Annotated in this window: 17 protein-coding genes; 6 read left to right on the top strand and 11 right to left on the bottom strand. The window is 68.8% G+C overall.

What is annotated here, in order from left to right:
- Positions 1 to 32: 32 nt before the first annotated feature.
- From ABZW96_RS30925 to ABZW96_RS30910, 4 genes are read left to right on the top strand one after another with little or no spacing between them, the layout of a single operon-like run.
- A complete protein-coding gene (locus ABZW96_RS30925) occupies positions 33 to 1895 on the top strand; it encodes a hypothetical protein (RefSeq protein ID WP_355079440.1) in 1863 nt (620 codons plus the stop codon).
- Positions 1892 to 2080, top strand: coding sequence for a hypothetical protein (locus ABZW96_RS30920; RefSeq protein WP_355079423.1), 189 nt, complete (start codon positions 1892 to 1894; stop codon positions 2078 to 2080). Before ABZW96_RS30925 ends, ABZW96_RS30920 begins: the two co-directional genes overlap by 4 nt.
- Positions 2080 to 2466, top strand: coding sequence for a hypothetical protein (locus ABZW96_RS30915; protein ID WP_355079421.1), 387 nt, complete (start codon positions 2080 to 2082; stop codon positions 2464 to 2466). The genes ABZW96_RS30920 and ABZW96_RS30915 overlap by 1 nt, the downstream gene beginning before the upstream one ends.
- Positions 2463 to 3800, top strand: a complete 1338-nt coding sequence (locus ABZW96_RS30910) for a hypothetical protein (protein ID WP_355079419.1) — start codon at positions 2463 to 2465, stop codon at positions 3798 to 3800. Before ABZW96_RS30915 ends, ABZW96_RS30910 begins: the two co-directional genes overlap by 4 nt.
- A 206-nt stretch (positions 3801 to 4006) precedes the next feature.
- On the opposite strand, the gene ABZW96_RS30905 is transcribed toward ABZW96_RS30910, so the two are convergent.
- The 8 genes from ABZW96_RS30905 to ABZW96_RS30870 all read right to left on the bottom strand — a co-directional run bounded on the left by ABZW96_RS30905 (position 4007) and on the right by ABZW96_RS30870 (position 12011).
- Positions 4007 to 5056, bottom strand: a complete 1050-nt coding sequence (locus ABZW96_RS30905) for a methyltransferase (RefSeq protein WP_355079417.1) — start codon at positions 5054 to 5056, stop codon at positions 4007 to 4009.
- Positions 5057 to 5106: 50 nt separating this feature from the next.
- Complete coding sequence (locus tag ABZW96_RS30900) at positions 5107 to 6870, bottom strand: GAF domain-containing sensor histidine kinase (protein WP_355079415.1); 1764 nt, start codon at positions 6868 to 6870, stop codon at positions 5107 to 5109.
- A gap of 69 nt (positions 6871 to 6939) precedes the next feature.
- Positions 6940 to 7596 carry a response regulator transcription factor gene (locus ABZW96_RS30895; RefSeq protein ID WP_355079413.1) on the bottom strand — a complete coding sequence of 219 codons (657 nt, stop codon included), beginning with the start codon at positions 7594 to 7596 and terminating at the stop codon, positions 6940 to 6942.
- A gap of 183 nt (positions 7597 to 7779) precedes the next feature.
- Positions 7780 to 8436, bottom strand: coding sequence for a DUF2267 domain-containing protein (locus tag ABZW96_RS30890; protein WP_355079411.1), 657 nt, complete (start codon positions 8434 to 8436; stop codon positions 7780 to 7782).
- 150 nt (positions 8437 to 8586) lie between these two features.
- Positions 8587 to 9471, bottom strand: a complete 885-nt coding sequence (locus tag ABZW96_RS30885) for a GyrI-like domain-containing protein (protein ID WP_355079409.1) — start codon at positions 9469 to 9471, stop codon at positions 8587 to 8589.
- Positions 9472 to 9533: 62 nt separating this feature from the next.
- On the bottom strand, positions 9534 to 10541 hold the full coding sequence (locus ABZW96_RS30880) for a hypothetical protein (RefSeq protein WP_355079408.1): 1008 nt from the start codon (positions 10539 to 10541) through the stop codon (positions 9534 to 9536).
- A 120-nt stretch (positions 10542 to 10661) separates the two neighbouring features.
- Positions 10662 to 10928 carry a hypothetical protein gene (locus ABZW96_RS30875; protein WP_355079406.1) on the bottom strand — a complete coding sequence of 89 codons (267 nt, stop codon included), beginning with the start codon at positions 10926 to 10928 and terminating at the stop codon, positions 10662 to 10664.
- Between the two features lie 87 nt (positions 10929 to 11015).
- Positions 11016 to 12011 (bottom strand): NAD(P)H nitroreductase, encoded by a 996-nt coding sequence (locus tag ABZW96_RS30870; protein WP_355079404.1) that lies wholly within the window; start codon positions 12009 to 12011, stop codon positions 11016 to 11018.
- A 141-nt stretch (positions 12012 to 12152) separates the two neighbouring features.
- On the opposite strand from ABZW96_RS30870, the gene otsB reads away from it, so the two are divergent.
- Positions 12153 to 16133: a trehalose-phosphatase gene (otsB, locus tag ABZW96_RS30865; protein ID WP_355079402.1), complete on the top strand. Its 3981-nt coding sequence runs from the start codon at positions 12153 to 12155 to the stop codon at positions 16131 to 16133.
- 3 nt (positions 16134 to 16136) lie between these two features.
- On the opposite strand, the gene ABZW96_RS30860 is transcribed toward otsB, so the two are convergent.
- Both ABZW96_RS30860 and ABZW96_RS30855 read right to left on the bottom strand, forming a co-directional pair.
- On the bottom strand, positions 16137 to 16763 hold the full coding sequence (locus ABZW96_RS30860; protein WP_355079400.1) for a flavodoxin family protein: 627 nt from the start codon (positions 16761 to 16763) through the stop codon (positions 16137 to 16139).
- Positions 16764 to 17109: 346 nt separating this feature from the next.
- Entirely contained in the window at positions 17110 to 18072 is a 963-nt protein-coding gene (locus ABZW96_RS30855) for an MBL fold metallo-hydrolase (RefSeq protein ID WP_355079398.1), read from the bottom strand.
- 148 nt (positions 18073 to 18220) lie between these two features.
- Here ABZW96_RS30855 and phoU point away from each other — a divergent pair, with 148 nt between their 5' ends.
- Positions 18221 to 18886 carry a phosphate signaling complex protein PhoU gene (phoU, locus tag ABZW96_RS30850; protein WP_355079396.1) on the top strand — a complete coding sequence of 222 codons (666 nt, stop codon included), beginning with the start codon at positions 18221 to 18223 and terminating at the stop codon, positions 18884 to 18886.
- A 118-nt stretch (positions 18887 to 19004) separates the two neighbouring features.
- Here the strand turns inward: phoU and katG are convergent, their stop codons facing one another.
- Positions 19005 to 21236: a catalase/peroxidase HPI gene (gene katG / locus ABZW96_RS30845; RefSeq protein WP_355079394.1), complete on the bottom strand. Its 2232-nt coding sequence runs from the start codon at positions 21234 to 21236 to the stop codon at positions 19005 to 19007.
- Positions 21237 to 21258 lie beyond the last annotated feature (22 nt).

The following is a 21258-nucleotide window of genomic DNA, read 5'->3' as shown; positions in this document are numbered from 1 at the left end:
AACATATACTCGCTCGTGTGATGGAGGTCACCATGCGCGACGCCGCGCATGCACGGATCGAATGGTTCGCCGCTCCCGGCACCGAGGGCGGGGGAGCGGCGCTGGACCAGGTGGCGATCATGACCGGCGCCGCCGGACTGGTCGCGGTCGTTCTGCTGTGGATCGGGTATCTCCACCGAACCCGCCGGATCACCTGGTTACAACGCGTCGCCGACCGTCTCGGGCGGCTGCTCAACCGCCCCGGATGGGTCGCCCTTCCGCTGGCGATGTTCCTCGCGACGATCCTCACCGCGTTGCTGGGCTTCATCTGGGATGTCAGCCTGCACGTCGGCAACGGCCGGGACAACGGGCCACTGGCGAATCCGGCGCACTATTTCATCCTGGCGGGATTGTTCTTCCTGTTCACCGCCGGGATGTCGGCGATCGTGCTGCCCCTGGACGAGAAGCCCGGTGCCGCAGCGTTGCGGATCACCCGCACCTGGTACGCGCCCGTCGGCGGCATCCTCATCGCGGGCGCCGGTCTCTACGCCTTGATCGGCTTTCCCCTCGACGACATCTGGCATCGGATCTTCGGGCAAGATGTCACGCTCTGGGGGCCGACGCATCTGATGCTCATCGGCGGCGCCGGGTTGTCACTGATCGGTGTGTTGCTGCTCGAGTTCGAAGGCAGGCACAGCAAACCGGAGCCCGACCGCGCCGACGGCAGGCTGATGTGGCTGCTGCGGTCCTTCGCCTTCGGTGGCTTGCTCATCGGATTGTCGGTATTCCAGGTGGAATTCGACTTCGGGGTGCAGCAATTCCGGCTCGTTCTGCAGCCGATGCTCATCGCCGCCGCGGCCGCGGTGTCCCTCGTCGCCGCCCGTGCGAGCCTGGGGCCGTTCAGCACACTGGTGGTAGTCGGCTTCGCCGCCCTGGTCCGCACCGTGGTGGCCGTGCTGGTGGGCGGACCGATCATGGATGCCCCGCGCAATGTCTTCCCGCTGTATCTCGGCTGCGCGGTCGTGGTGGAACTGCTCGCGCTGCTACCGCTCATCCTGCGGCCGATCTGGTGGGGCGCGCTGTGCGGACTCGGGATCGCGACAGTCGGCCTGTGGCTCGAATCCCTCTGGGTTCGGGCGGTGTACGGCAATCCGTGGCCTGCCGCCATGTGGCCGGAACTGCTGGCGATGGCCGTGCCCACCGGTATCGCGGGTGGTGTCGTCGGCGCACTGCTGGCGATGACGCTGCGCGGCGAACCGCTGCCACGCCCGCCGGTGCGGCGCGGATTGATGGTCGCCGCGATCGTGATCGTGGCGGCTGCCACCGCCAATGGGCTGCTCATCGACGTGCCGGAGCAGGCCACCGCCACGGTCGCGCTGCGTGACGTCGAATCAGGTTCAGGCGGCAGGATGGTGCTGGCGGACGTCCGCGTCACGCCCGCCGATCTGGTCGGCTCCGACCCCGAATGGATGCAGATCCTGTCCTGGCAAGGTGGCATCGGCAGTGACAGTCCCGGCCGCGGCCTGGTCGTCGACCACCTGCGACGAGTGGGTCCAGGGCACTACGTCTCCACCGAACCCGTCCCGGCTCATGGGTCGTGGAAAACAGTTCTGCGGCTGCAGGACGGGCGCGTCCTGACCGCCGCGCCGATCTTCATGGCCGCCGACCCCGGCATCGGCGTCGACGAGGTTCCCGCGCTCGCGTCGTTCAACCGCCCGTTCATCGCCGAGATCACGGTGCTGCAGCGGGAGCGCTCGTTCGATTACCCGTCCTGGTTGTTCGGCGCGGCATCGCTGGTCGTCCTGGTGTGCAGCCTCGTCCTCGTCGGCGCGCTGTCCTGGGGCGCGGCGCGGATCAACGACCGGTATCCGCACACGAGCCGGACGGCCGTGGCGGAACCGGCGGTCTCGCGATGACCGGGGGCACCGACAGCGTGGACGTGTTGGCCCATCACTCGCTGCTGCTCGCGATACCGGCCTTCCTGCCCGCCCTGGCCGTGGTCGCCGTCGTCGTGTTCGTCGCCGTGCGAGACCGCCGCGCCGAGGCGCGTGATCGCACATCTGGTTCGCCGTCCGAGCACGGCGCGGAGAAGGAGCGGTGATGGCATCTGTGTGGCGGTGGGGCGCGCTCGTGCTGCTGAGCGGTCTGGTAGTGAGCGGCTGTGCCTCCTCCGATCCCGACACCGCCTCGTCGGCGAGCGGGACGGCTGGAGACTCGGAGAGTCTCGTCGTCGCGGTCCGGATCGCGGCGGGGTCGGTGAGCCCGGCCGATGTCCGCCTCGAGACCCGGGTGGGACGACCGATCGAGGTGGTGGTCGACAGCGACGCCGACGACGAACTGCACGTACACGGCACGCCGCAGCACACGTTCGCGATCACCCCGGGGGCTGGACAGCGGTTCCGCTTCACCGTGGAAGTGCCGGGCCGGGTGGAGATCGAACTGCATCACGCGCGGCGAACGGTGGCGACATTGCTCGTTCGCGGATGACGGTTCTCGCGCACGGCATCGGCGGCGCCACGGATCTGCCGATCCCACTGTCGTACGCGCTTGTCGGAGCGGCCTGGGCCTTGACGTTCTCGTTCGCGGTGCTGGTGCTCGCCTGGCGCGAACCGCGGCTGGACCCGCGATCACCGGGAATCGCGCTTCCCTCGGTGGTCGGTGCGATCCTGGACTCCAGGGCGGTCCGGGTCGTGATTTCGGGAGCGAGCGTGGCCGTCACTCTCGTGGTCGTCGCGATCGGTGTCTTCGGAAGTTCGGATCCGGCGCGCAATCCCGTGCCCGGTGTCGTCTACATCTACCTCTGGGTCGGTGTCATGGTCGCCTCACTGGTCGCAGGACCCGTGTGGAAGATCTTGTCGCCGGTGCGCGCCGTGCACCGCGCCCTGTGCCTGATGCGGCGCCGTCCACCCGCCCAGGGATTGATGCGTTATCCCGGTTCTTGGGGGCAGTGGCCCGCGGTGCTGGGCCTGTTCTCCTTCGTGTGGATGGAACTGGCCTACCCGGAACCGGGTTCGGTGGCCGCCGTGACCACCTGGCTCGTGGCGTATCTCGTCGTGAACACGGCCGGACTGATCATGTGCGGCACCGTCTGGGCCGAGCGTGCCGATCCGCTGGAGGTGTACAGCAGTCTGCTGGGCAGGCTGAGCCCGTTGGGGCGTCGCGATACCGGTGAACTCGTGCTGCGATCGCCGTTGAACAATCTGGCGGGAACTCCGGTCCGGGTGGCCGCGGTGGCCGTGGCCGCCACCCTGCTCGGCTCGACGGCGTTCGACAGCTTCAGCACCTTCCCTTCCTGGCGTGGTCTGCTGGCCGACGCCGGTGGCGGCGGATACGAGTTCCTGCCGACCGTGCTGAAGACGGTGGGGCTGCTGGGTTTCATCGTGGTCGTCGGCGGCCTGTTCTGTACCGCCGCGAGGGCGACCGGAGGCCTGCCCGAAGCCGAGCGGACACTGCTGCCGGCTCGCCTCGCGTACAGTCTGTCCCCGATCGTCGCGGGTTATCTCGTCGCCCACTACCTCACCTTCTTGGTCGAGAAGGGCCAGGCGACGGTGCTCTTGTTCGCGGATCCGTTCGGACGAGGATGGAACCTGGCCGGACTGGCCGACCGCGACGTCGCCTACCTCTTGTCCACACATCCCGCGGTGCTGGGGACGATCAAGGTGCTGGCCGTGGTGATCGGACATATTCTCGGCGTCGCCGCCGCGCACGACCGCTGCCTGCGACTGCTGCCGCGGGCCCATCGGGTGACGGGTCAACTGGCTTTGATGCTGACCATGGTCGGTTTCACCTTCACCGGTCTCTACTTGCTGTTCGAGTCCTGAGGCGCATCCGAATCTCCCACCGCGACAAGCATTTCGCGCAACGTCTTTGTGGAAGGCTCGCCGCCGCGGTGTCCGCGACGATCGCCGCGGAACTGGGCGCGCGGGCCACCGTCGACGAGTTGGCTCGTATCCTTGCGCGCACACTCATCGGCGCGACGGACGCGCTCACCCGGAAGATGCCCGAATTCGCGAATCCTGGGGGCCGCTTACCCCGGCGCCACCGCCGGGCAGCTGGGTGAACGCGGATCGGCGAGGTGTAACTCGATGATCGAGCGGGAACCGGCCGGAATGACCGAGCCGACCCGTAGACCGGCCGACTCGGCGATCTCACGCAGCCTGCCGAGGGGGCGTTCCCGGCCGCGGACGTAGCACAGCATCCGCAGGTCGCCTTCGGTATCGGGTGCGCCACCGTCGGCATCGCCGATGTGGTCGAGCACGAGCACCTTCCCGTGCTCCGGAACCGCGTCGGCGCAGCGTCGCAAGATGCGAACGGCGGCCTCGTCGTCCCAGTCGTGCAGGACACCTGAGAGCAGATAGCCGCCCGCTCCGGCGGGAAGGGGATCGAAAAAGCTGCCGACCTGCGCGTCGGCCCGGTGGTCGAGGCCTGCCGAGCGAATGGCCTGCTGTGCACGAGCGACCGGGCCTGCCAAGTCGAGCACCGTCCCGCGCAGGTCGCCATGGGCGCGAAGAAGGGCGACGAGCAAGCTGGCGTCGCCTCCACCCACATCGACGAGGTGACCGAGCGCGCCCCATGAGTAGGCGTCGGCCACCGCCGGGGCATCCGCCGCCAACCGGGAGCCCATCAGAGCGTCGAACGACGCTCCCAGCGCGGGATCGGCGGACAGATCTTCCCAGAACGTCCGGCCGAACTGACGTGGAAAGGCGGGCTCACCGGTGCGAACGGTGTGCAACAGCTGGACGAAGCACAGATCGGCGCGCCCGACGGCGCCCTCCAGATCGATCCAGCGCCGCACCCCTTCCGGATGATCGTCCCGCAGGCGCTCACCCAACGACGTCAGCCCATAGCCGCCGGTACTTCCACGAGACAGCACACCGGCGGTCACCAGGTGGTCCAGCAGACGCCCCAGCGCGTCCCGGTCCGCGTCCACCGCGGCGGCCAGCGCCTCGCTCGTCCGCCTGCCCGCGGCGACGTGGTCGGCCAGCCGCAGCGTCGCGGCCACGCGGATGGCCATCGGCGTCACCAGGTCGGCGGCGGCCCACAGCGCCCCGCCCCATTCGATCGGCTCCTCGGCCATAACCCTCCTCGCTCGTCGGCTCCGGGTCGCCGATCACATGGCTCCGGCGGTCAGCGCAGCGGCACCTGCCAGCACAACCGCGTGCCCGCGGTACGCCCGTCCGGTTCGGTACCGGCCGTGACCGTGAAGGTCCCGGCCGCTTCCTCGGCGCGCCGGGCCAGATTCGTCAGACCGCTCGGGGCGACGTCGGTGGGCACCCCGCAGCCGTCGTCCTCGACGACGATGATCAGGTCGTCGGCCACGGTGATCTCGACCGAGACGGTGTCGGCTCCGGAGTGCCGTACGGCGTTGCTGACCGCTTCGCGCACAACGGCTTCGGCGTGATCGGCCAGTTCGGGATCGATGACCGAGAGTGGCCCGCTGATGCGCACGGAGGTGCGGATGCCGCTGGGCGCGGTCTGCTGGCGGATGGCTTCCTCGATGCGTTGGCGCACCCGCGCGCTGTCGCCGCCGTGCAGGTCGAAGATCGAGGTGCGGATTTCTTGGACGACGTCTTGCAGGTCGTTGATCGCCTCGGTGATCCGCTCGCGCACTTCGGGCACGCGGGTTCGGGGGACGGTGCCCTGCAGGCTCAACCCGACGGCGAACAGCCGCTGGATGACGTGGTCGTGCAGGTCGCGGGCGATGCGGTCGCGGTCGGAGAGGATGTCCAGTTCCCGCATGCGCCGTTGCGCGTCGGCCAGTTGCATCGCCAGCGCGGCCTGGTCGGTGAAGGCGGAGGTCAGTTCGAGGATCTCGTTGTTGTAGGGCGCCGATTCCACCGCCCGCAGCGCGACCAGCACGCCCACCGTGGAATCGGAGGTCTGCATGGGCAGCACGAGTGCGGGCCCGGCGTCGGGGAAGATCTTGCCGAGATCCGCGCGGCGAGCGTCGTCCACCCGCTGGGGAGAACGCTGTCGGAAGGCCTGACCGATGGTGGTGTCTCCCAACGGCAGCTTGATCAGCCGCTGGTCGTGCGTGGCGCCGGCGGTATGTGTGATCAGAAGTTCGGTGATCTCTTCGGGTGGCCCCTCGGAGTCCGGGACGACCGCGAGATAGGTCCGTTCGGAGCCGGTGAGCCGGTGCGTGGCTTCGACGAGGTGGGTGAGGACCTGGCCGGGGGCGGTGCCTGCGAGGAATTCGGTGGTGATGTCGCGGGTGGCTTCGATCCAGGCTTGGCGGGTGCGGGCGGATTCGTAGAGGTGGGCGTTGTCGATGGCGATTCCGGCCGCGGCGGCCAGGGCTCGCACGATGACTTCGTCGTCTTCGGTGAAGGGTTGGCCGCCTGCTTTCTCCGTGAGATAGAGGTTGCCGAATACTTCGTCGCGGATGCGGACGGGCACGCCGAGGAAGGTGCGCATCGGCGGGTGATGGGCGGGGAATCCCACCGAGGAGGGGTGGTCGGCCAGGTTGTCGAGCCGGATCGGTTTGGGCTGGCTGAACAGTAGTCCGAGCACGCCGTGGCCTTGGGGGAGGTCGCCGATCAACTCGCGGGTCGGTTCGTCGATGCCCTCGTAGATGAATTGGGTGAGTTGCTGGTCGTGGCCGCGGACGCCGAGCGCGCCGTAGCGGGCATCGACCAGCGAGATAGCGGTGTGCACGATGGTGCGCAAGGTGCGATTGAGGTCGAGGCCGGAGGTGACGGTGAGCATGGCCTCGACCAAGCCGTCCATGCGGTCACGGGCATCGATGATCTGCTCGATGCGATCCTTGACCTCGCCGAGCAGTTCGCGCAGCCGCAGTTGGGAAAGCGTATCCCGCACGGAGTAGGGGTCGGCCGACGCGTAATCAGTCGCATGCGCCCCTGAAACGCCGTCAGCGCGGCTTCTCGCCATGGCTCAAGAATATTTCACCCGGTTCCGGAAATGAACGCCACCGCCGAGTGGATATGGACACGCCACCGGTCAGGAGTCGATGGTGGAGCCGGACGGCCGGGACCGGAGTTTGGAGGCGTAGACCGCGGCCTGGGTGCGCCGTTCCAGGCCGAGTTTGGCGAGCAGGCGGGATACGTAGTTCTTCACCGTCTTCTCGGCGAGGAACATGCGCTGAGCGATCTGGCGGTTGGTCAGTCCTTCACCGAGGAGGTCGAGCAGTTTGCGTTCCTGATCGGTGAGTCCGGCCAGGGGGCCGTCGTGGTGGGTGTTGGCGCGTAGTCGTTGCATCAAGGCGGCGGCGGCGCGGTTGTCGAGCAGGGAGCGGCCCGCGCCGACTTCCTTGATGGCTTTGGCCAGCTCCATGCCCTTGATGTCCTTGACGACGTAGCCGCTGGCTCCGGCCAGGATCGCGTCCAGCATCGCCTGTTCGTCGGTGAACGAGGTCAGGATCAAGCAGCGCAGATCGTCGAGCTTGGACAGCAGGTCACGGCAGAGTTCGATCCCGTTGCCATCGGGCAGGCGCACGTCGAGAACGGCGACGTCCGGCCGGAGTGCGGGAATGCGGGCGAGGGCCTGGGCGACGTCGCCTGCTTCGCCGATCACGGTGAGTTCCGGGTCGTCGGAAAGCAGGTCGGCGAGGCCGCGGCGGACGATCTCATGGTCGTCGACCAGAAACACCGTGATCATCGAGTGTCCAATCCGGGAGCGGGGGTGGGGTCGACACTACGCATCGGGCAGGCCGCTCGGTACGGGCCAAAAGTCCCTTCCTGCGCGGCGACGGGACTCGCCGCGCAGGCATGTCATTCGCGGTGCGACGCACCGCGCTGGGAAGTATTCGGTAGGGCCGGTCGTGGAGCTGCCCGGCAGCGATCAGGTCGGCGCCTCCGAGCGGGTGAGGCCTTCGGCGATCAGGATCCGGTGGGCTTGCTGCGCGGCGGAGACCTGCGCGCTGTCGGGCGGTTCGCCGCCGGAAAGACCTTCCAGGCTGCGGGCGAGCACCGCCACCGCGTCGGTGAGTGCACGTAGCCGGCCATCCAACTCGTCGAGACGAGACGATTCCGGTCGCGTGACCGGGGTGGCGTCCTGCTGCAAAGTGCCCGCGAGGTCGGCTCCGCGCAGGACGGCCCGCAGATCTTCGGGCAACAGCGCGAACACGTGATCGAGCTGGCCGGGCGAGAACAGATCGGCCAGCGCGTCGGTTACCGCACCCGCGAGAGCGTAGGCCTCGTCTCGGGAGACGCCTGCTTCCAATGCGAACTGATCGAGGAAGGAGGGCACGTCGTGCGGGAAGGGAACGTGCGCGGGCACCCAGCCCTCGTAGAAGATCCCGCGCAGCAGTTCGGGCAGCTGGGCGCTCAGGTGCGCGGCCGCGTTGACACCGATGCGGTCACGCACCGTGTGCAGCCAGGCGCGCAGTGCGCGGTGCGCGAATGCCCGGTCTTCGGTGGCGAGTTCGTCGGTCAGAGTGCGCAGCCACTCGTGCGCGGTGTGCACCGCGGGTGCGAGGGGGTCGCGGTGGTAGCTCATGACGTGTGCCTTTCACGGATGAAATCGTGGTCGTCGAGGTGCGATATCCACGAGACTGCTCGTCCGAGCCGGGGCCGGTGAGAGGACTCCTACCCGCACTGACGGGACCATGGTCACCCCGAATGCCGGATCGCCGTGGACGCGACGTGATCACGTCCGCGCGGGCGACGAGTCGCGGAGGATCGCCAATGCGGCGGCGAGCCGCCGCCGTAGCTCGCCCGCGACGGACCGCAGCCCCGGCTGCGCGGTGACGCAGACCAGCAGTTCCGGATCGGCGACCTCGACCTGTGCGCCGGTGTCGGTCGAGCGCACCACGAGACCGCACGAGAACATCGCCCCGGCGTGGCGGTCGGCCGACAGCGCCCGGTAGGTCAGCTGGGGGTCGCAGACGCCCAGCAGCAGATAGTTCTCGATCTGTTCGCCGATCGTCTCGCGCAGCGTGGCCTGTAGGTCGACTTCGGCGATCACCGCCAGTTCCGCACCGCGCAAGGCATCCCTGGTCCTGCGCACCGCCTCCTCGAAGGGTGCGTCGAGGTGCACCGCGACGGTGGCGGCGGGGGCAACCGGCAACCGGATCTCGGTGAGCAGACGCCGGGCGTCGGTGACCTCGTCCGGGCCGATGAGGTAGGCCTCGGTGGGGGGACCGATCGGCCGGTAGCCGCTGTCGCGCAGCCATTCCTGGAGCGCCTGATACGCGGCGGCGAGGTCGCGGTAGCTGCCGCGGTGGCAGGTGCGAGCGACGAGAGTTCCCGGCAGGACGACCACTTGCGCGCCGGAACTGGGCCCGAGGTTGGGTGCGGGCTCCACCGCGACGCCGAATTCCACCGCGGCCGCTTCGCCTTGGAGTGTGTCGTCGCGGAAGGTGATCGTCGGCGCGCCGCTGGCGACCAAACCGGCCTGCTGCACGACGCGGGTCACTTCCCGCATTCCCTCCGCGATGTCCTCGCCGAGCAAACCTGGGTCGGGACGAAGCCTGCGTGCCATCCGCAGCACCGTTTCCGGTGCGGACTCGACCAGGGCGATCCGGTATTCCACCGCGTCCTCCTCGATTCGTCGTGCCGTGGGCGCGGGCCGCCGCCCTTCGGGTGTCGGTGGGCTCAGCGGGAGCCGGTGACGGTGAAGACGTCGGTGACCGGGCGCCGGGGAGTCGGCGGGACCATGTCGGCGTCGTCGGGCGCGGTGCCGACACGGAGCAGCACCTGAGGTGTCGCCGGACGGGGAACCAGGCCGGCGAGCAGTCCCCGGGTCGTCGGCAGTTCGGTGACATGGGTGAGCGCGCAGGTCGCCAGACCCGCGGCGGTGCATTCCAGCAGCACGGCCGACAGCGCCTCGCCGGTGCGTAGCCAGCGTGTCACCGAATCCCCGTCGGTGCCGAGCAGAACCAGCCGCGCGCGATCGTCGAGCCGGGCCCGTCGCATCGAACGCGGCGCCGGGGGGAACGCGCGCCCGACTCCGACCCGGGCGAATTCCGCGTCGGACACCAGCGCGGAGGCCGGCACGCCTTCGAGCGTCTCCGAATGCCCGGCCCACCATTCCAATTCGGTCTGATACAGCAAGTCCTGGCGGCGCAGCGCACCGATCTGTTCCGAAGCGGCGGCGAGCCGAGGCCGGGCGCTGTCGTCCAAGACGTCGAGTTCCACCTCGTGCGGGGAGGTGAGCATCCGCAGCCGGGGCAGCAGGCCTGCGAAGCCCTGCGGTTCGAGCATCGGCAGCCGGTCGGTGCGGCGCCGGTCGATGACGCGTGCTCGGGTGTGGATCCCCTCCGGCGGGTCGGTCCACGGCCGGAATTCGATCACGGCGAGATGGTCGGGTCGCTGCCGATCCGGCACGCGCACCGTGTCGGTGTGCCAGCCTTGGTCGGCGAAGGCGGTTCGCGCGTGATGCAGGACGGCTCCGCAGCTGATCACCAGCTGGCGGCCGTGCGGGTCGGTCGAGGGCAGCAGCCGGTCGGCGTCGGTGTAGAGGTGCAGGCGGGTTCCGTCGAACACCCACCGCCACGGCTGGGTGTTGTGCACCGACGGCGCCCGGGTGGCCAGCCGCAACGCAGCCAGCATCACCCGATGCTCGGGTACCGAAATGGCGGGTGCTTCGTCGTTCGCGGTCATGGTTCGAGTCTTCGCGGGATCGTCCGGAGCGGATACGGGCGTTCCGCCCGCGACGCAGGGTCCTTGGTCACCGTCGCCCGCCGGGCCGGTGCGAGGCCGCCGTAACCTTCCCGCGGCGTTCTACTTCTCGATGTCCGCCACACCGGCACGCAGGACCGTCACGCCCCACCACAACAGCCGCAGCGCGAGACCGGCGTAGATCAACACCGCCAGATACACCAGGTCCGCGCCGTAGTCGCGCGCCCAATCGGGCAGCAACAGGACGAGCGCCACGAGCATCCCGATCAGCATGATCGAAGCGAGCACCACCGCGGGAACCGCCAGCGGCACCGAGTCCGGGTCCGGAGTTCCGTCGGATGGACGTGGAGATATACGACGGAGTGACATAGCACACAGCCTGCTCGGGGGGCGGGTGCGAGGGGAGGGTACTGCTGCCCGTAGAGCGGGGGCTAACGTCCCGATATCGATGTGGCCTCAGTCCACCTCGCCCTGCGGACCGGACATCTCGAGGATCTCCGAGAGTGGACGGCGCGGCGTCAGTGGAGCGTCCTGCGCGGATTCGGGTGCCGAGCCGACCCGGACCAGCACCTGCGGCAAGCCGAAACCGCCGGTCAGCGTGCGGACCAGCGCGCGGCTCTGCGGGACTTCGGTCAGGTGGGTCAGCGGACAGGTCGCGTACCCCGCGAGGGTGCACTCCAGCAGCACCGTGGACAGCACCTCACCGCAGTGCACCACGTCGTCGGGGGTGTCGCTGTCGGTGGAGAGGACCAGGATCACCGAATGGTCGTCGGCGACCTCACCGCGCCGGTCACCGGAGACAGTGGGGAACTTGCGGCCCACGCTCACCCGCTGCCGTTCCTGCTCGGAGATCAGCGACTCCTTGGGGACACCGGCGTCGGCGACGACGTGCCCCGTCCACCATTGCAATTCGGCGTGGTAATCCGGGTCGTAGCGGCGCAGCGACGCGGTCATCTCCGAGGCGCGGGCCAACGTGGGGCGGCTGTCGTCGTGCAGGACGTTCAGCGTGGCGTCGGCGGGATCGAACGTGCTGCGCAGCACGGTTTCGAAATCGGGCCATCCGGGCGGTGCCGCGAACGGCAGCCGGTCGGTGTGCCTGCGCAGGATGGCGTCGGCGCGGGCGCGGTCGGCGTCGGTCACGAAATGCGCCCGGTGGAACGTCATGGTGGCGAGATGATTGCGACGATTCGGGTTGGGGAAATGGGCGACGAGGGTGCGCCAACCGGCAGCGGACATGGCCGCGCGGAGATGGCCCAGCGCGACACCGCAGCTGATCAGCATCTGACGACCGGTGGTGTCGGTCGCCGGGAGGCGGCGTTCGGGTACCGCGAACAGCCGCAGCGCTTGGCCGTCGAACGTCCAGTGCCAGGGCTGGCTGTTGTGCAGCGACGGCGCCCGGCCGGCGAGGAGGACGGCCTTCTCGATGGTTTCTCCGGTGGGTAGCTCGTTCATATGGCCGACGGTAGGTCTCCCACGCCGATGGGAAAACAGTCGTTGGTCCCGGATCTCGTCGCTGGTGGCCCCCACGTCAGGCGGTTGTTGCGGACTTTCGTCCCTGGACGGGACACCGGCGGCTCGGTCAGGCTTGAAGTCGTGGGCAACGGTGTGCGGGCGACGCCGCGGATCGATTCGCGCCGCCACGACGCGGTGATCTTCGACATGGACGGGGTGGTGACCGACAGCGCGTCGATGCACGCCGCGGCGTGGACGGAATTGTTCGACGACTTCCTCACCCGGCGTCCCGCCGGTGCCGGACAGGACCGGTCGCCGTTCACCGAAACCGACTACCTTCGCTTCGTCGACGGCAAGCCACGCTATCGAGGCGTCGCGGACTTCCTCGCGGCGCGAGGTATCGCGTTGCCCTGGGGCACCGCCGCCGATCCGGAGACGGCCGAAACCGTATGTGGGCTCGGAAACCGCAAGGATCACCTGTTCCGCGAGCGCGTCGCACGTGACGGTGTCCGGGTGTTCCCGTCGACCGTCGACCTCGTTCGTCGTCTGACGGCCGCGGGCATCGGCACGGGCATCTTCTCCGCCAGCCGGCATTGCGCGCAGGTGCTCACGGCCGCCGGTGTCGCGGACCTGTTCACGGTGCGGGTGGACGGGAACGATGCCGAGGAATTGGGCCTGGCGGGGAAGCCCGATCCGGCGATGTTGCTCGAGGCCGCGCGCCGACTCGGGGCCGGACCGGACCGGACGGTTGTGGTCGAGGATGCCGAGGCGGGCGTCGCCGCCGGTCGCAGTGGGGGCTTCGCGCTGGTCATCGGTGTCGATCGGCGGGCGAACGCGGATGGGCTGCTGGCGCGGGGAGCCGACGTCGTCGTCGATGACCTCGCTCGGGTGCGGTTGCGCGGGGGCTTCCGGCGGATGTCGGAGCTGCCGGACGTCGAGGAGGGCTGGCCGCGGATAGCCGACCGTCTGAGCACCGAGAAAGTCGCGGTGCTGCTCGACTTCGACGGCACCGTCGCGGATATCGTCCCCGATCCGAATGCCGCCGAACCGGTCGCGGGCGTGGCGGCCGCATTGCGGAAGCTGGCAGCGGAGTGCCCCGTCGCGGTCGTCAGCGGACGCGATCTCGCCGATTTGCGTGCCCGCGTCGGCGTCGGCGGAATCTGGTACGCGGGCAGTCACGGCTTCGATCTGGTGGCCCCGGACGGCGCCGGGCACGTGCACGACGCCGCACCCGGCGCCGAGGAGGCGCTCGCCGCGGCGGCCGGTGAACTTCGGCGTCGCCTGCGGGATGTTCCCGGAATCCTGGTGGAGCACAAGCGGTTCGCGGTCGCCGTTCACTACCGCAACGTCACGGCGGAACACGTCGGGGGAGTGGTCGCCGCGGTGCACGCGGCAGGGCACACGGCGGGTTTGCGCGTCACCCACGGCAGGCGTGTCGCCGAGCTGCGCCCGGATGTGGACTGGGACAAGGGCGCCGCGGTGCGGTGGATTCTCGACCATCTCACCGTCCCGGTGCTGCCGGTCTATCTCGGCGACGATCTGACCGACGAGGACGCGTTCGATGCCGTCGAAGCGGATGGGCTCGCCATCGTGGTGCGCCACGGGGAGACCGGCGACAGGCACACCGCCGCCCGGTACGCGATCGACGGGCCGCATCGGGTCCGCGACTTCCTCGATCGGCTGGCCCGCAGGCTGCGACCCGGTACCGTCACGGCCGCGCCGGAGTCGTGGACACTCGACTTCGATGGATACGACCCGGCCCGAGAGAAGCTTCGGGAGTCACTGTGCACGGTCGGCAACGGTTATTTCGCCACCCGCGGTGCGGCACCGGAATGCGGGGCGGGAGCGGTCCACTACCCGGGTACTTATGTGGGCGGGGTGTACAACCGGCTCTCCGACACGATAACCGGCCACGTGGTCGACAACGAAAGTCTGGTCAATCTGCCGAATTGGCTCCCGCTGACCTTCCGGATCGAACGCGGCCCCTGGTTCGACATCGATACCGCGGATTTGCTGGATTACCGGCAGCAGCTGGATCTGCGCCGCGCCGAACTCGTGCGGCGGTTCCGTTTTCGCGATCCGTCGGGTCGGATCACCGCGGTGAACCAACGCCGGTTCGCCGCCATGCATCGTCCGCACTCGGGCGCGATGGCGACGACGATCACCGCCGAAAACTGGTCGGGCGAACTGACCATCCGCTCGGCGATCGATGGATCCGTGCGCAATCAGTTGGTGCAGCGGTATTGGGATCTGTCCGACACCCATCTGGTGACCGAACACGCCGTACACCTGTCCGCGAGATCGGTGCTGCTCTCGGCGCGGACCGGCGCCTCGAGAACGCCGGTGGCCGTCGCGACGCGCAGCGGTCTGCGACGCGGCGGGGAGCCCATCGACCCGGCATGCGAAGCGATCCACGAGGACGGCCTGATCGGGCACGATTTCACGCTGCCGGTCACCAGCGGGGACGCGGTGACCGTGGAGAAGGTCGTCGCCGTGTTCACCGGACGTGACCCGGCCACGGCGGGACCCGACGAGGAAGCCGCGCGCTGGGTCGACGCCGTCGACAGCTACGCGGATCTGTTCGAGGGACACGCGGTGGCGTGGGAGCATCTATGGGCGCGGCTGCGGATCGACCTGGACGGTGCCCAGGACGCGACGCGCATCGTGCGCCTGCACCTGTTGCACCTGATACAGACCTTGTCACCGAACACCACGAGCATGGATGTGGGCGTGCCCGCGCGCGGCCTGCACGGTGAGGCCTATCGCGGTCATGTGTTCTGGGACGAGCTGTTCGTCTTTCCCGTGCTGAATCCGCGGTTTCCCGAGCTGACCCGTTCTCTGCTGCGGTACCGCTATCGCCGTCTGCCCGAGGCCAGGCGAGCGGCTGCGGAAGCGGGACTCGCCGGGGCGATGTTCCCGTGGCAGTCCGGCAGTGACGGCCGTGAAGAAAGCCAGCGGATGCATCTGAATCCGCTGTCGAGACGCTGGAATCCGGATCCCAGCCGCCGTGCGCACCACATCGGGATCGCGATCGCCTACAACGTCTGGCAGTACTACCAGGCCACCGGCGACCTGGAGTTCCTCGTCGAATGCGGCGCGGAGTTGCTGGTGGAGATCGCTCGTTTCTGGTCGAGCCTGGCGCGCTACGACGCCGAGCGCGACCGCTACACCATCCGTGGCGTGATCGGCCCGGACGAGTTCCATTCCGGCTATCCGGACGCGCCGGAGGCCGGTATCGACAACAACGCCTATACCAATGTGATGGCGGCCTGGGTGATCCTGCGGGCGATCGACGCGCTCGCCCTGCTGGCACCGCGCGAACGATCGGAGCTGCTGGAGAAGCTGTCGGTGCGACCGTCGGAATCGGAGCACTGGTCCGTTGTCGCTCGGCGAATGTACGTCCCGTTCCACGACGGAGTCATCAGCCAGTTCGAGGGATACGAGCGACTGGCCGAACTCGATTGGGATCACTACCGTCGTCGATACGGCAACATCCAGCGGCTGGACCGGCTACTCGAGGCCGAGGGCGACGATGTGAACCGCTATCGGGCCGCCAAACAGGCCGATGTCCTGATGCTGTTCTATCTACTGTCGGCCGACGAACTCCGGGAACTGCTGGGACATCTCGGATACGAACTGCCCGGCGAGATGATTCCGCGGACCATCGACTACTACCTGTCGCGCACGTCGCACGGCTCGACGCTCAGCGCGCTGGTGCATTCGTGGGTGCTGGCGCGGGCCAACCGGGAGCGCGTCGTGGAGTTCTTCGATCTGGTGCTCGGCTCCGACGTCGCCGATATCCAGGGCGGAACCACCGCGGAGGGGATTCATCTCGCCGCGATGGCGGGCAGCGTCGATCTGCTGCAACGGTGTTTCACCGGTATGGAACTGCGCCGCGACCGCCTGGTGTTCTGCCCGTATTGGCCGGAGTCCTTGGGCGCCTTGTCGTTTCCGATGATCTACCGCGGCCATCGGCTGACCGTGCGCGTCAGCGGCGATGGCGTCGAGATCGGCTCGGATCCCGGCGCGTCGCCGCCGATCGAGGTCACCTGCCGGGACCAGACCGCGCGGCTCGAGGCGGGAGCGACGGTCCGGCTGCCGATGAACTCGGTGAGCGAGTGATGATCACCGGCTCTTCCGCCCGTGCGGCGGCACCGCTCGCCCGCGGTCGTCAGCCGGAGGTGCCCATTGGTCGAGTCGTTGATCTCGTGCGTCGTTCCGGTGCCGGCAATCCGGGTGCGAGATCCGGTCCAGTTCGGTGTGGGCGATGCGCGCGGCCCAGGCACGGGCGCGTTCCAGCTCTCCTGGCCCGGGCGGGCCGGTCGAGTCTTCGAGGAGGAAATCCATCGGGTCGTCGGCGAGGGAATAGCCCAAACGCCGTAGTCGTTTTCCGATGCCGCGTGCGGTCGATCCGGGTAGCCACGACTGACCGGCCGGCTTGGTGGCGAAGGCGATGGCGGTGTGCCCCCGCGGAACGGGCAGTGCCGCTTCGAGCCACTCCCGGACACCGATGTCGGCGATCGGCGCATCGGTTCGCTTGGCGGCGTCGCGGCGGGTACGCCGACGGCTGAGCCGGAAGGTGCGGGTCGGTCCGCCGACCACGAGCAGATGCACCTTCGGAGCGGGCACTTCGGCGGCCGCGGCCACCGGCACGACTTCGACGTCGGCGTGCTCGCGCAGCCCTTCCGCGATGGCTTCCGCGACCGCCGCGGTGTTGCCGAACATCGATTCGTAGACGACTCGTGCGCGCATGGCTGGCTCCTCCGCACCGCGCCTCGCCGAACGCGGGTACCACGGACGCTATGCGGCGTGAAAGACCGCGCACAGAGTCGAACCGACACTTGCCGAGGGACCTTGGCCCCGTCCTCGGCGTGTGATCGGGCGGGTTCGGAGACCGCGGATCAGCAACCGGCGTGAGCTGGCTGCTCGACTGGGCGAAGAAATACTGGTGGAGTTTCCTGTGGCCGGGATATGAGCCTCGATCATGAGCTCGCTGCCGGCCGCCCTCATCGATCGCGTCAGGAGATGACCGAGGTACACCGCACGGTGACCGGCGCGGCGCCGATCGAGCCCGCCGGGGCAGCGGACGGCCGCGCGGTTATCGATGCGCCCATCTTTTCGCCGCGGTGTGGTCGTGGGTGGGAATGACCTCGACGTCCGCGGGCAGGCGGTGCAGGCGGTGGATCGCTGCGAAGGCGGCGGATCGGTCGTGGTCGACGAGAAGCCCTGGCAGCGGGGGTTTCTCGCGCAGCAGCGGGATCTGCTCCCGCCGCCAGACGGCGTCGCCCGCCAACAGCACGGTGCCCCCGTCCGCTACCGCGAGAACGAGCCCGATGCTGCCAGGGGTGTGCCCGGAGAGGTCCACCGCCAGTACCGAGCCGTCGCCGAAGAGGTCGTGGCTGCGGGAAAAGGTGAGTACGGGAGGCGCGTCGAGGTCGAAGGACGGCGTCGGTCGTGAGCCGAGCGACTCCGCGACGCCCATGGGGGCCGTCTCGGGGTTCGTCGCCCATTCCAATTCGGCCGTGGTCACCCGCAACGCGAGGGATGCCGGCAGGTCGAGCAGTCCGGCCACGTGGTCCCAGTGGATGTGCGTCGCGATCGCGAAGTCGAGTGCGTCCACGGGGACAGCGGACATCGCGAGCGAATCAGCTAGGCCGACAAGCGATTTACGTGGAGCGACGAGATCGCGATACGGGCGGCGCAGCTGCGGCAGGACCCGGGCGTGTACGTCGGCGCACATCGCCGGATCGACCACGAAACGAGCCTGTGGGTGTTCGACCAGAAAACTGGTCATAGCGATCGCTACCGAGGGCGGCCGCAACGCTCCTTCGATCACCCCGTAGGCCGGAGCGGGCCGCACACCATGGATGAGCGCGGTCAGCCGGACCCTGGCTCGCGCCGGGGGCAATCCCGCGTCGGTGAGCGTGTCGAGCAACTCCGTGTCGCGACGTCGCGGCTGCAGCGTGCGCCACGGCATCGACATCCCGGCGGCGCAACACGACCACCACGTCGCGGCGGTACCGGTCCGCGCCGTCAACGGCCCCGCTGATGGCAGATCCACACCGGCCCCTTCCAGCCCGACCGGCAGCGGCGCGGCCGACGAACAGCTTTCTCAGGCAAACCACGATGTTAACTCAGGTTCCGGCAGTCGACCGGTGCGCGATCGCGGACCCGCAGCGCGCCGGCGGGATGCGCGCGATGATGGAGGGGTGCGCACCCGCTTCCACGATCACCTCGAGCAGCTCGCCGACCACTTGCGAGCGATGTGCGTGCGCAATCGGGAGGCCATCGCGATGGCCACCGACGCCCTTCTCGGCGCGGATCTGGAGCTGGCCGAACGCACCATCGACTACTGCGCCGAAACCGCCGCGATGCGCGAGGACGCCGAGCACGCCGCGGTCACCCTTCTCGCCCTCGAAGCTCCCGTCGCGGGAGAACTGCGGCAGGTGGTGACGGCGCTGCAATTGGTCGATGACCTCACCCGGATGAGCGCGCTGACCGAGCACATCGCCGACGCCGCCAGACGCAGGCATCCCGCCGACGTGGTCCCCGAACCGGTGCGAGATCTGGTGACCCATATGGGTGCGGCGGCCGTCGACCTCGCCGACGCCGCGGTCGGTGTGCTGACCACCGCCGACCCCGGCGACGCCGCGGACATCGACGCTCGCGACGACACCATGGACGATCTACACCGCGCGCTGCTGGCGGCGATCCTGGCCGAAGGATGGGACAACGGCACCGCGGCCGCGGTCGACGTCACTCTGCTCGGCCGCTATTACGAACGCTTCGGCGACCACGCCGTCGAGGTGGGCCGCCGCACCCTGTACATGACCACCGGGCGCCGCCAGGACGACGAGGTCGCGCAATCGCTATAGGACCGCGAATCGTGGGTGCGCGGAACGGAATTCGTTGCGCTCGACGGTCCATCGGACGGCGGGTGACGAGACGATCCAGGCCGGCCCCGAAGAACCGGCCCGGATCGTCGAATATCGATCAGGCGAGATCGAACCGGTCGTTTTCGACCACCTTGACCCACGCCGCGACGAAGTCGTCGACGAACTTCGCCTTCGCGTCGTCCTGCGCGTACACCTCGGCCACCGCCCGCAGCACGGAGTGCGATCCGAAGACGAGGTCGTTGGCCGTCGCCGTCCACTTCGCCGCACCGGAGGCGCGGTCGAAGCCTTCGTAGACGTTCTCCGCCGACTCCGACGCCTTCCACTCGGTGTTCTGGTCGAGCAGGTTGACGAAGAAGTCGTTCGTCAGCACGCCCGGCCGGTCGGTGAACACACCGTGGTCGGTGCCGCCGTAGTTGGCGCCCAGAGCGCGCAGACCACCGATGAGCACCGTCAGCTCCGGAGCCGTCACGTCCAGCATGTACGCCCGGTCGAGCAGCAGGCGCTCCAGCGGAGCCTTCTCGCCGGTCCGCGTGTAGTTGCGGAACCCGTCGGCCCGCGGTTCTAGCACCGCGAACGACTCGACGTCGGTGTTCTCCTGGGTGGCGTCCGTCCGTCCGGGTGCGAACGGCACCGTGACATCGTGGCCCGCGTCCTTGGCGGCCTTCTCGATCGCCGCGGACCCGGCCAGGATGATCAGGTCGGCGAGCGAGACCTTCTTGCCGCCGGAGGCCGAACCGTTGAAGTTCTGCTGGATCTGCTCGAGCACCGGCAGCACCTTGGCCAGCTCGTCCGGCTCGTTGACTTCCCAGTTCTTCTGCGGCTCGAGCCGGATCCGGGCACCGTTGGCGCCACCGCGCTTGTCGGTGCTGCGGTAGCTGGCTGCCGAGGCCCAGGCGGTCTTGACCAGCTGCGCGACCGACAGGCCGGACTCGAGCACCTTGCTCTTCAGCTCCGCGATGTCCTGCTCGTCGATCAACTCGTGATCGACGGCGGGAACGGGATCCTGCCACAGCTGCGGCTCGGGAACCCAGGGGCCGAGGTAGCGGCTGATCGGGCCCATGTCGCGGTGCAGGAGCTTGTACCACGCCTTGGCGAACGCCTCGGCCAGCTCCTCGGGGTGATCGAGCCAGCGCCGGGTGATCTCCCGATAGATCGGGTCTTCGCGCAGCGACAGGTCCGTGGTCAGCATGGTCGGCGTACGCGCGGGCCCGCCGAACGGATCCGGGATCGCGCCCTCGCCCGCACCGTCCTTCGGCTTCCACTGCCAGGCCCCGGCGGGGCTCTTGGTCAGCTCCCATTCGTAGCCGTACAGGTTCTGCAGGAAGCCGTTGCCCCACTTGGTCGGGGTGGCGGTCCAGACGACCTCCAGGCCGCTGGTGATGGCGTCCTTGCCCTTGCCGGTGCCGTAGGCGCTCTTCCAGCCCAGGCCCTGCTGTTCGAGGGGAGCGCCTTCCGGTTCGGCGCCGACCAGGCCGGCATCGCCCGCGCCGTGGGTCTTGCCGAAGCTGTGGCCGCCGACGATCAGCGCGGCGGTCTCCTCGTCGTTCATCGCCATGCGGCCGAATGTCTCGCGGATGTCGCGCGCGGCGGCCACGGGATCCGGCTGACCGTTGGGCCCTTCGGGATTCACATAGATCAGGCCCATCTGGACGGCGCCGAGCGGGTTGGCCAGCTCGCGGTCACCGCTGTAGCGCTCGTCGCCGAGCCAGGTGTCCTCCGGACCCCAGAAGACCTCCTCCGCCTCCCAGATGTCCGGACGGCCGAAGCCGAAGCCGAAGGTCTTGAACCCCATCGACTCGAGGGCCACGTTGCCCGCGAACACCAGCAGGTCGGCCCACGAGATCTTGCTGCCGTACTTCTGCTTGACCGGCCACAGCAGCCGGCGCGCCTTGTCCAGGTTGGCGTTGTCCGGCCAGCTGTTCAGCGGCGCGAAACGCTGCGCGCCCTGACCGCCGCCGCCGCGGCCGTCGGAGATGCGGTAGGTGCCCGCGGCGTGCCAGCTCATCCGGATGAACAGGCCGCCGTAGTGGCCGTAGTCGGCGGGCCACCAGTCCTGCGAATTGGTCAGGACCGCCGCGACGTCGGCCTTGAGGGCGTCGACGTCGAGCTTCTTGAATTCTTCTGGGTAGTTGAAGTCCTCTCCGAGCGGGTTGGACTTGGACGTATGGGCGTGCAGCACCGAGACATCGATCTGCTCCGGCCACCAGTCCTTGTTGCTGCGGGGGCGGTGGTCCGTCTTCGCGGTGGGCGACGGGATCGCCGGGTTCTCGCTCTCGCTCGCGCTGTGGGTCTTGGTGTCAGGATTGGGCGGGCGGCTATCGGATGACACAGCATTCCTTCCTGAATGAGTG

It is taken from the genome of Nocardia sp. NPDC004168, assembly GCF_040610355.1.
Lineage (GTDB): Bacteria > Actinomycetota > Actinomycetes > Mycobacteriales > Mycobacteriaceae > Nocardia > Nocardia sichangensis.
The sequence above is the reverse complement of the archived record's forward strand: the minus strand, read 5'-3'. Positions and strand labels throughout refer to the sequence as shown.

Excerpts from the sequence above, each read along its gene's own strand:
- ABZW96_RS30925 (WP_355079440.1), top strand. The coding sequence starts at position 33 with ATGCGCGACGCCGCGCATGCACGGATCGAATGGTTCGCCGCTCCCGGC.
- ABZW96_RS30920 (WP_355079423.1), top strand. The coding sequence starts at position 1,892 with ATGACCGGGGGCACCGACAGCGTGGACGTGTTGGCCCATCACTCGCTG.
- ABZW96_RS30915 (WP_355079421.1), top strand. The coding sequence starts at position 2,080 with ATGGCATCTGTGTGGCGGTGGGGCGCGCTCGTGCTGCTGAGCGGTCTG.
- ABZW96_RS30910 (WP_355079419.1), top strand. The coding sequence starts at position 2,463 with ATGACGGTTCTCGCGCACGGCATCGGCGGCGCCACGGATCTGCCGATC.
- ABZW96_RS30905 (WP_355079417.1), bottom strand. The coding sequence starts at position 5,056 with ATGGCCGAGGAGCCGATCGAATGGGGCGGGGCGCTGTGGGCCGCCGCC.
- ABZW96_RS30900 (WP_355079415.1), bottom strand. The coding sequence starts at position 6,870 with ATGGCGAGAAGCCGCGCTGACGGCGTTTCAGGGGCGCATGCGACTGAT.
- ABZW96_RS30895 (WP_355079413.1), bottom strand. The coding sequence starts at position 7,596 with ATGATCACGGTGTTTCTGGTCGACGACCATGAGATCGTCCGCCGCGGC.
- ABZW96_RS30890 (WP_355079411.1), bottom strand. The coding sequence starts at position 8,436 with ATGAGCTACCACCGCGACCCCCTCGCACCCGCGGTGCACACCGCGCAC.
- ABZW96_RS30880 (WP_355079408.1), bottom strand. The coding sequence starts at position 10,541 with ATGACCGCGAACGACGAAGCACCCGCCATTTCGGTACCCGAGCATCGG.
- ABZW96_RS30875 (WP_355079406.1), bottom strand. The coding sequence starts at position 10,928 with ATGTCACTCCGTCGTATATCTCCACGTCCATCCGACGGAACTCCGGAC.
- ABZW96_RS30870 (WP_355079404.1), bottom strand. The coding sequence starts at position 12,011 with ATGAACGAGCTACCCACCGGAGAAACCATCGAGAAGGCCGTCCTCCTC.
- ABZW96_RS30860 (WP_355079400.1), bottom strand. The coding sequence starts at position 16,763 with ATGCGCGCACGAGTCGTCTACGAATCGATGTTCGGCAACACCGCGGCG.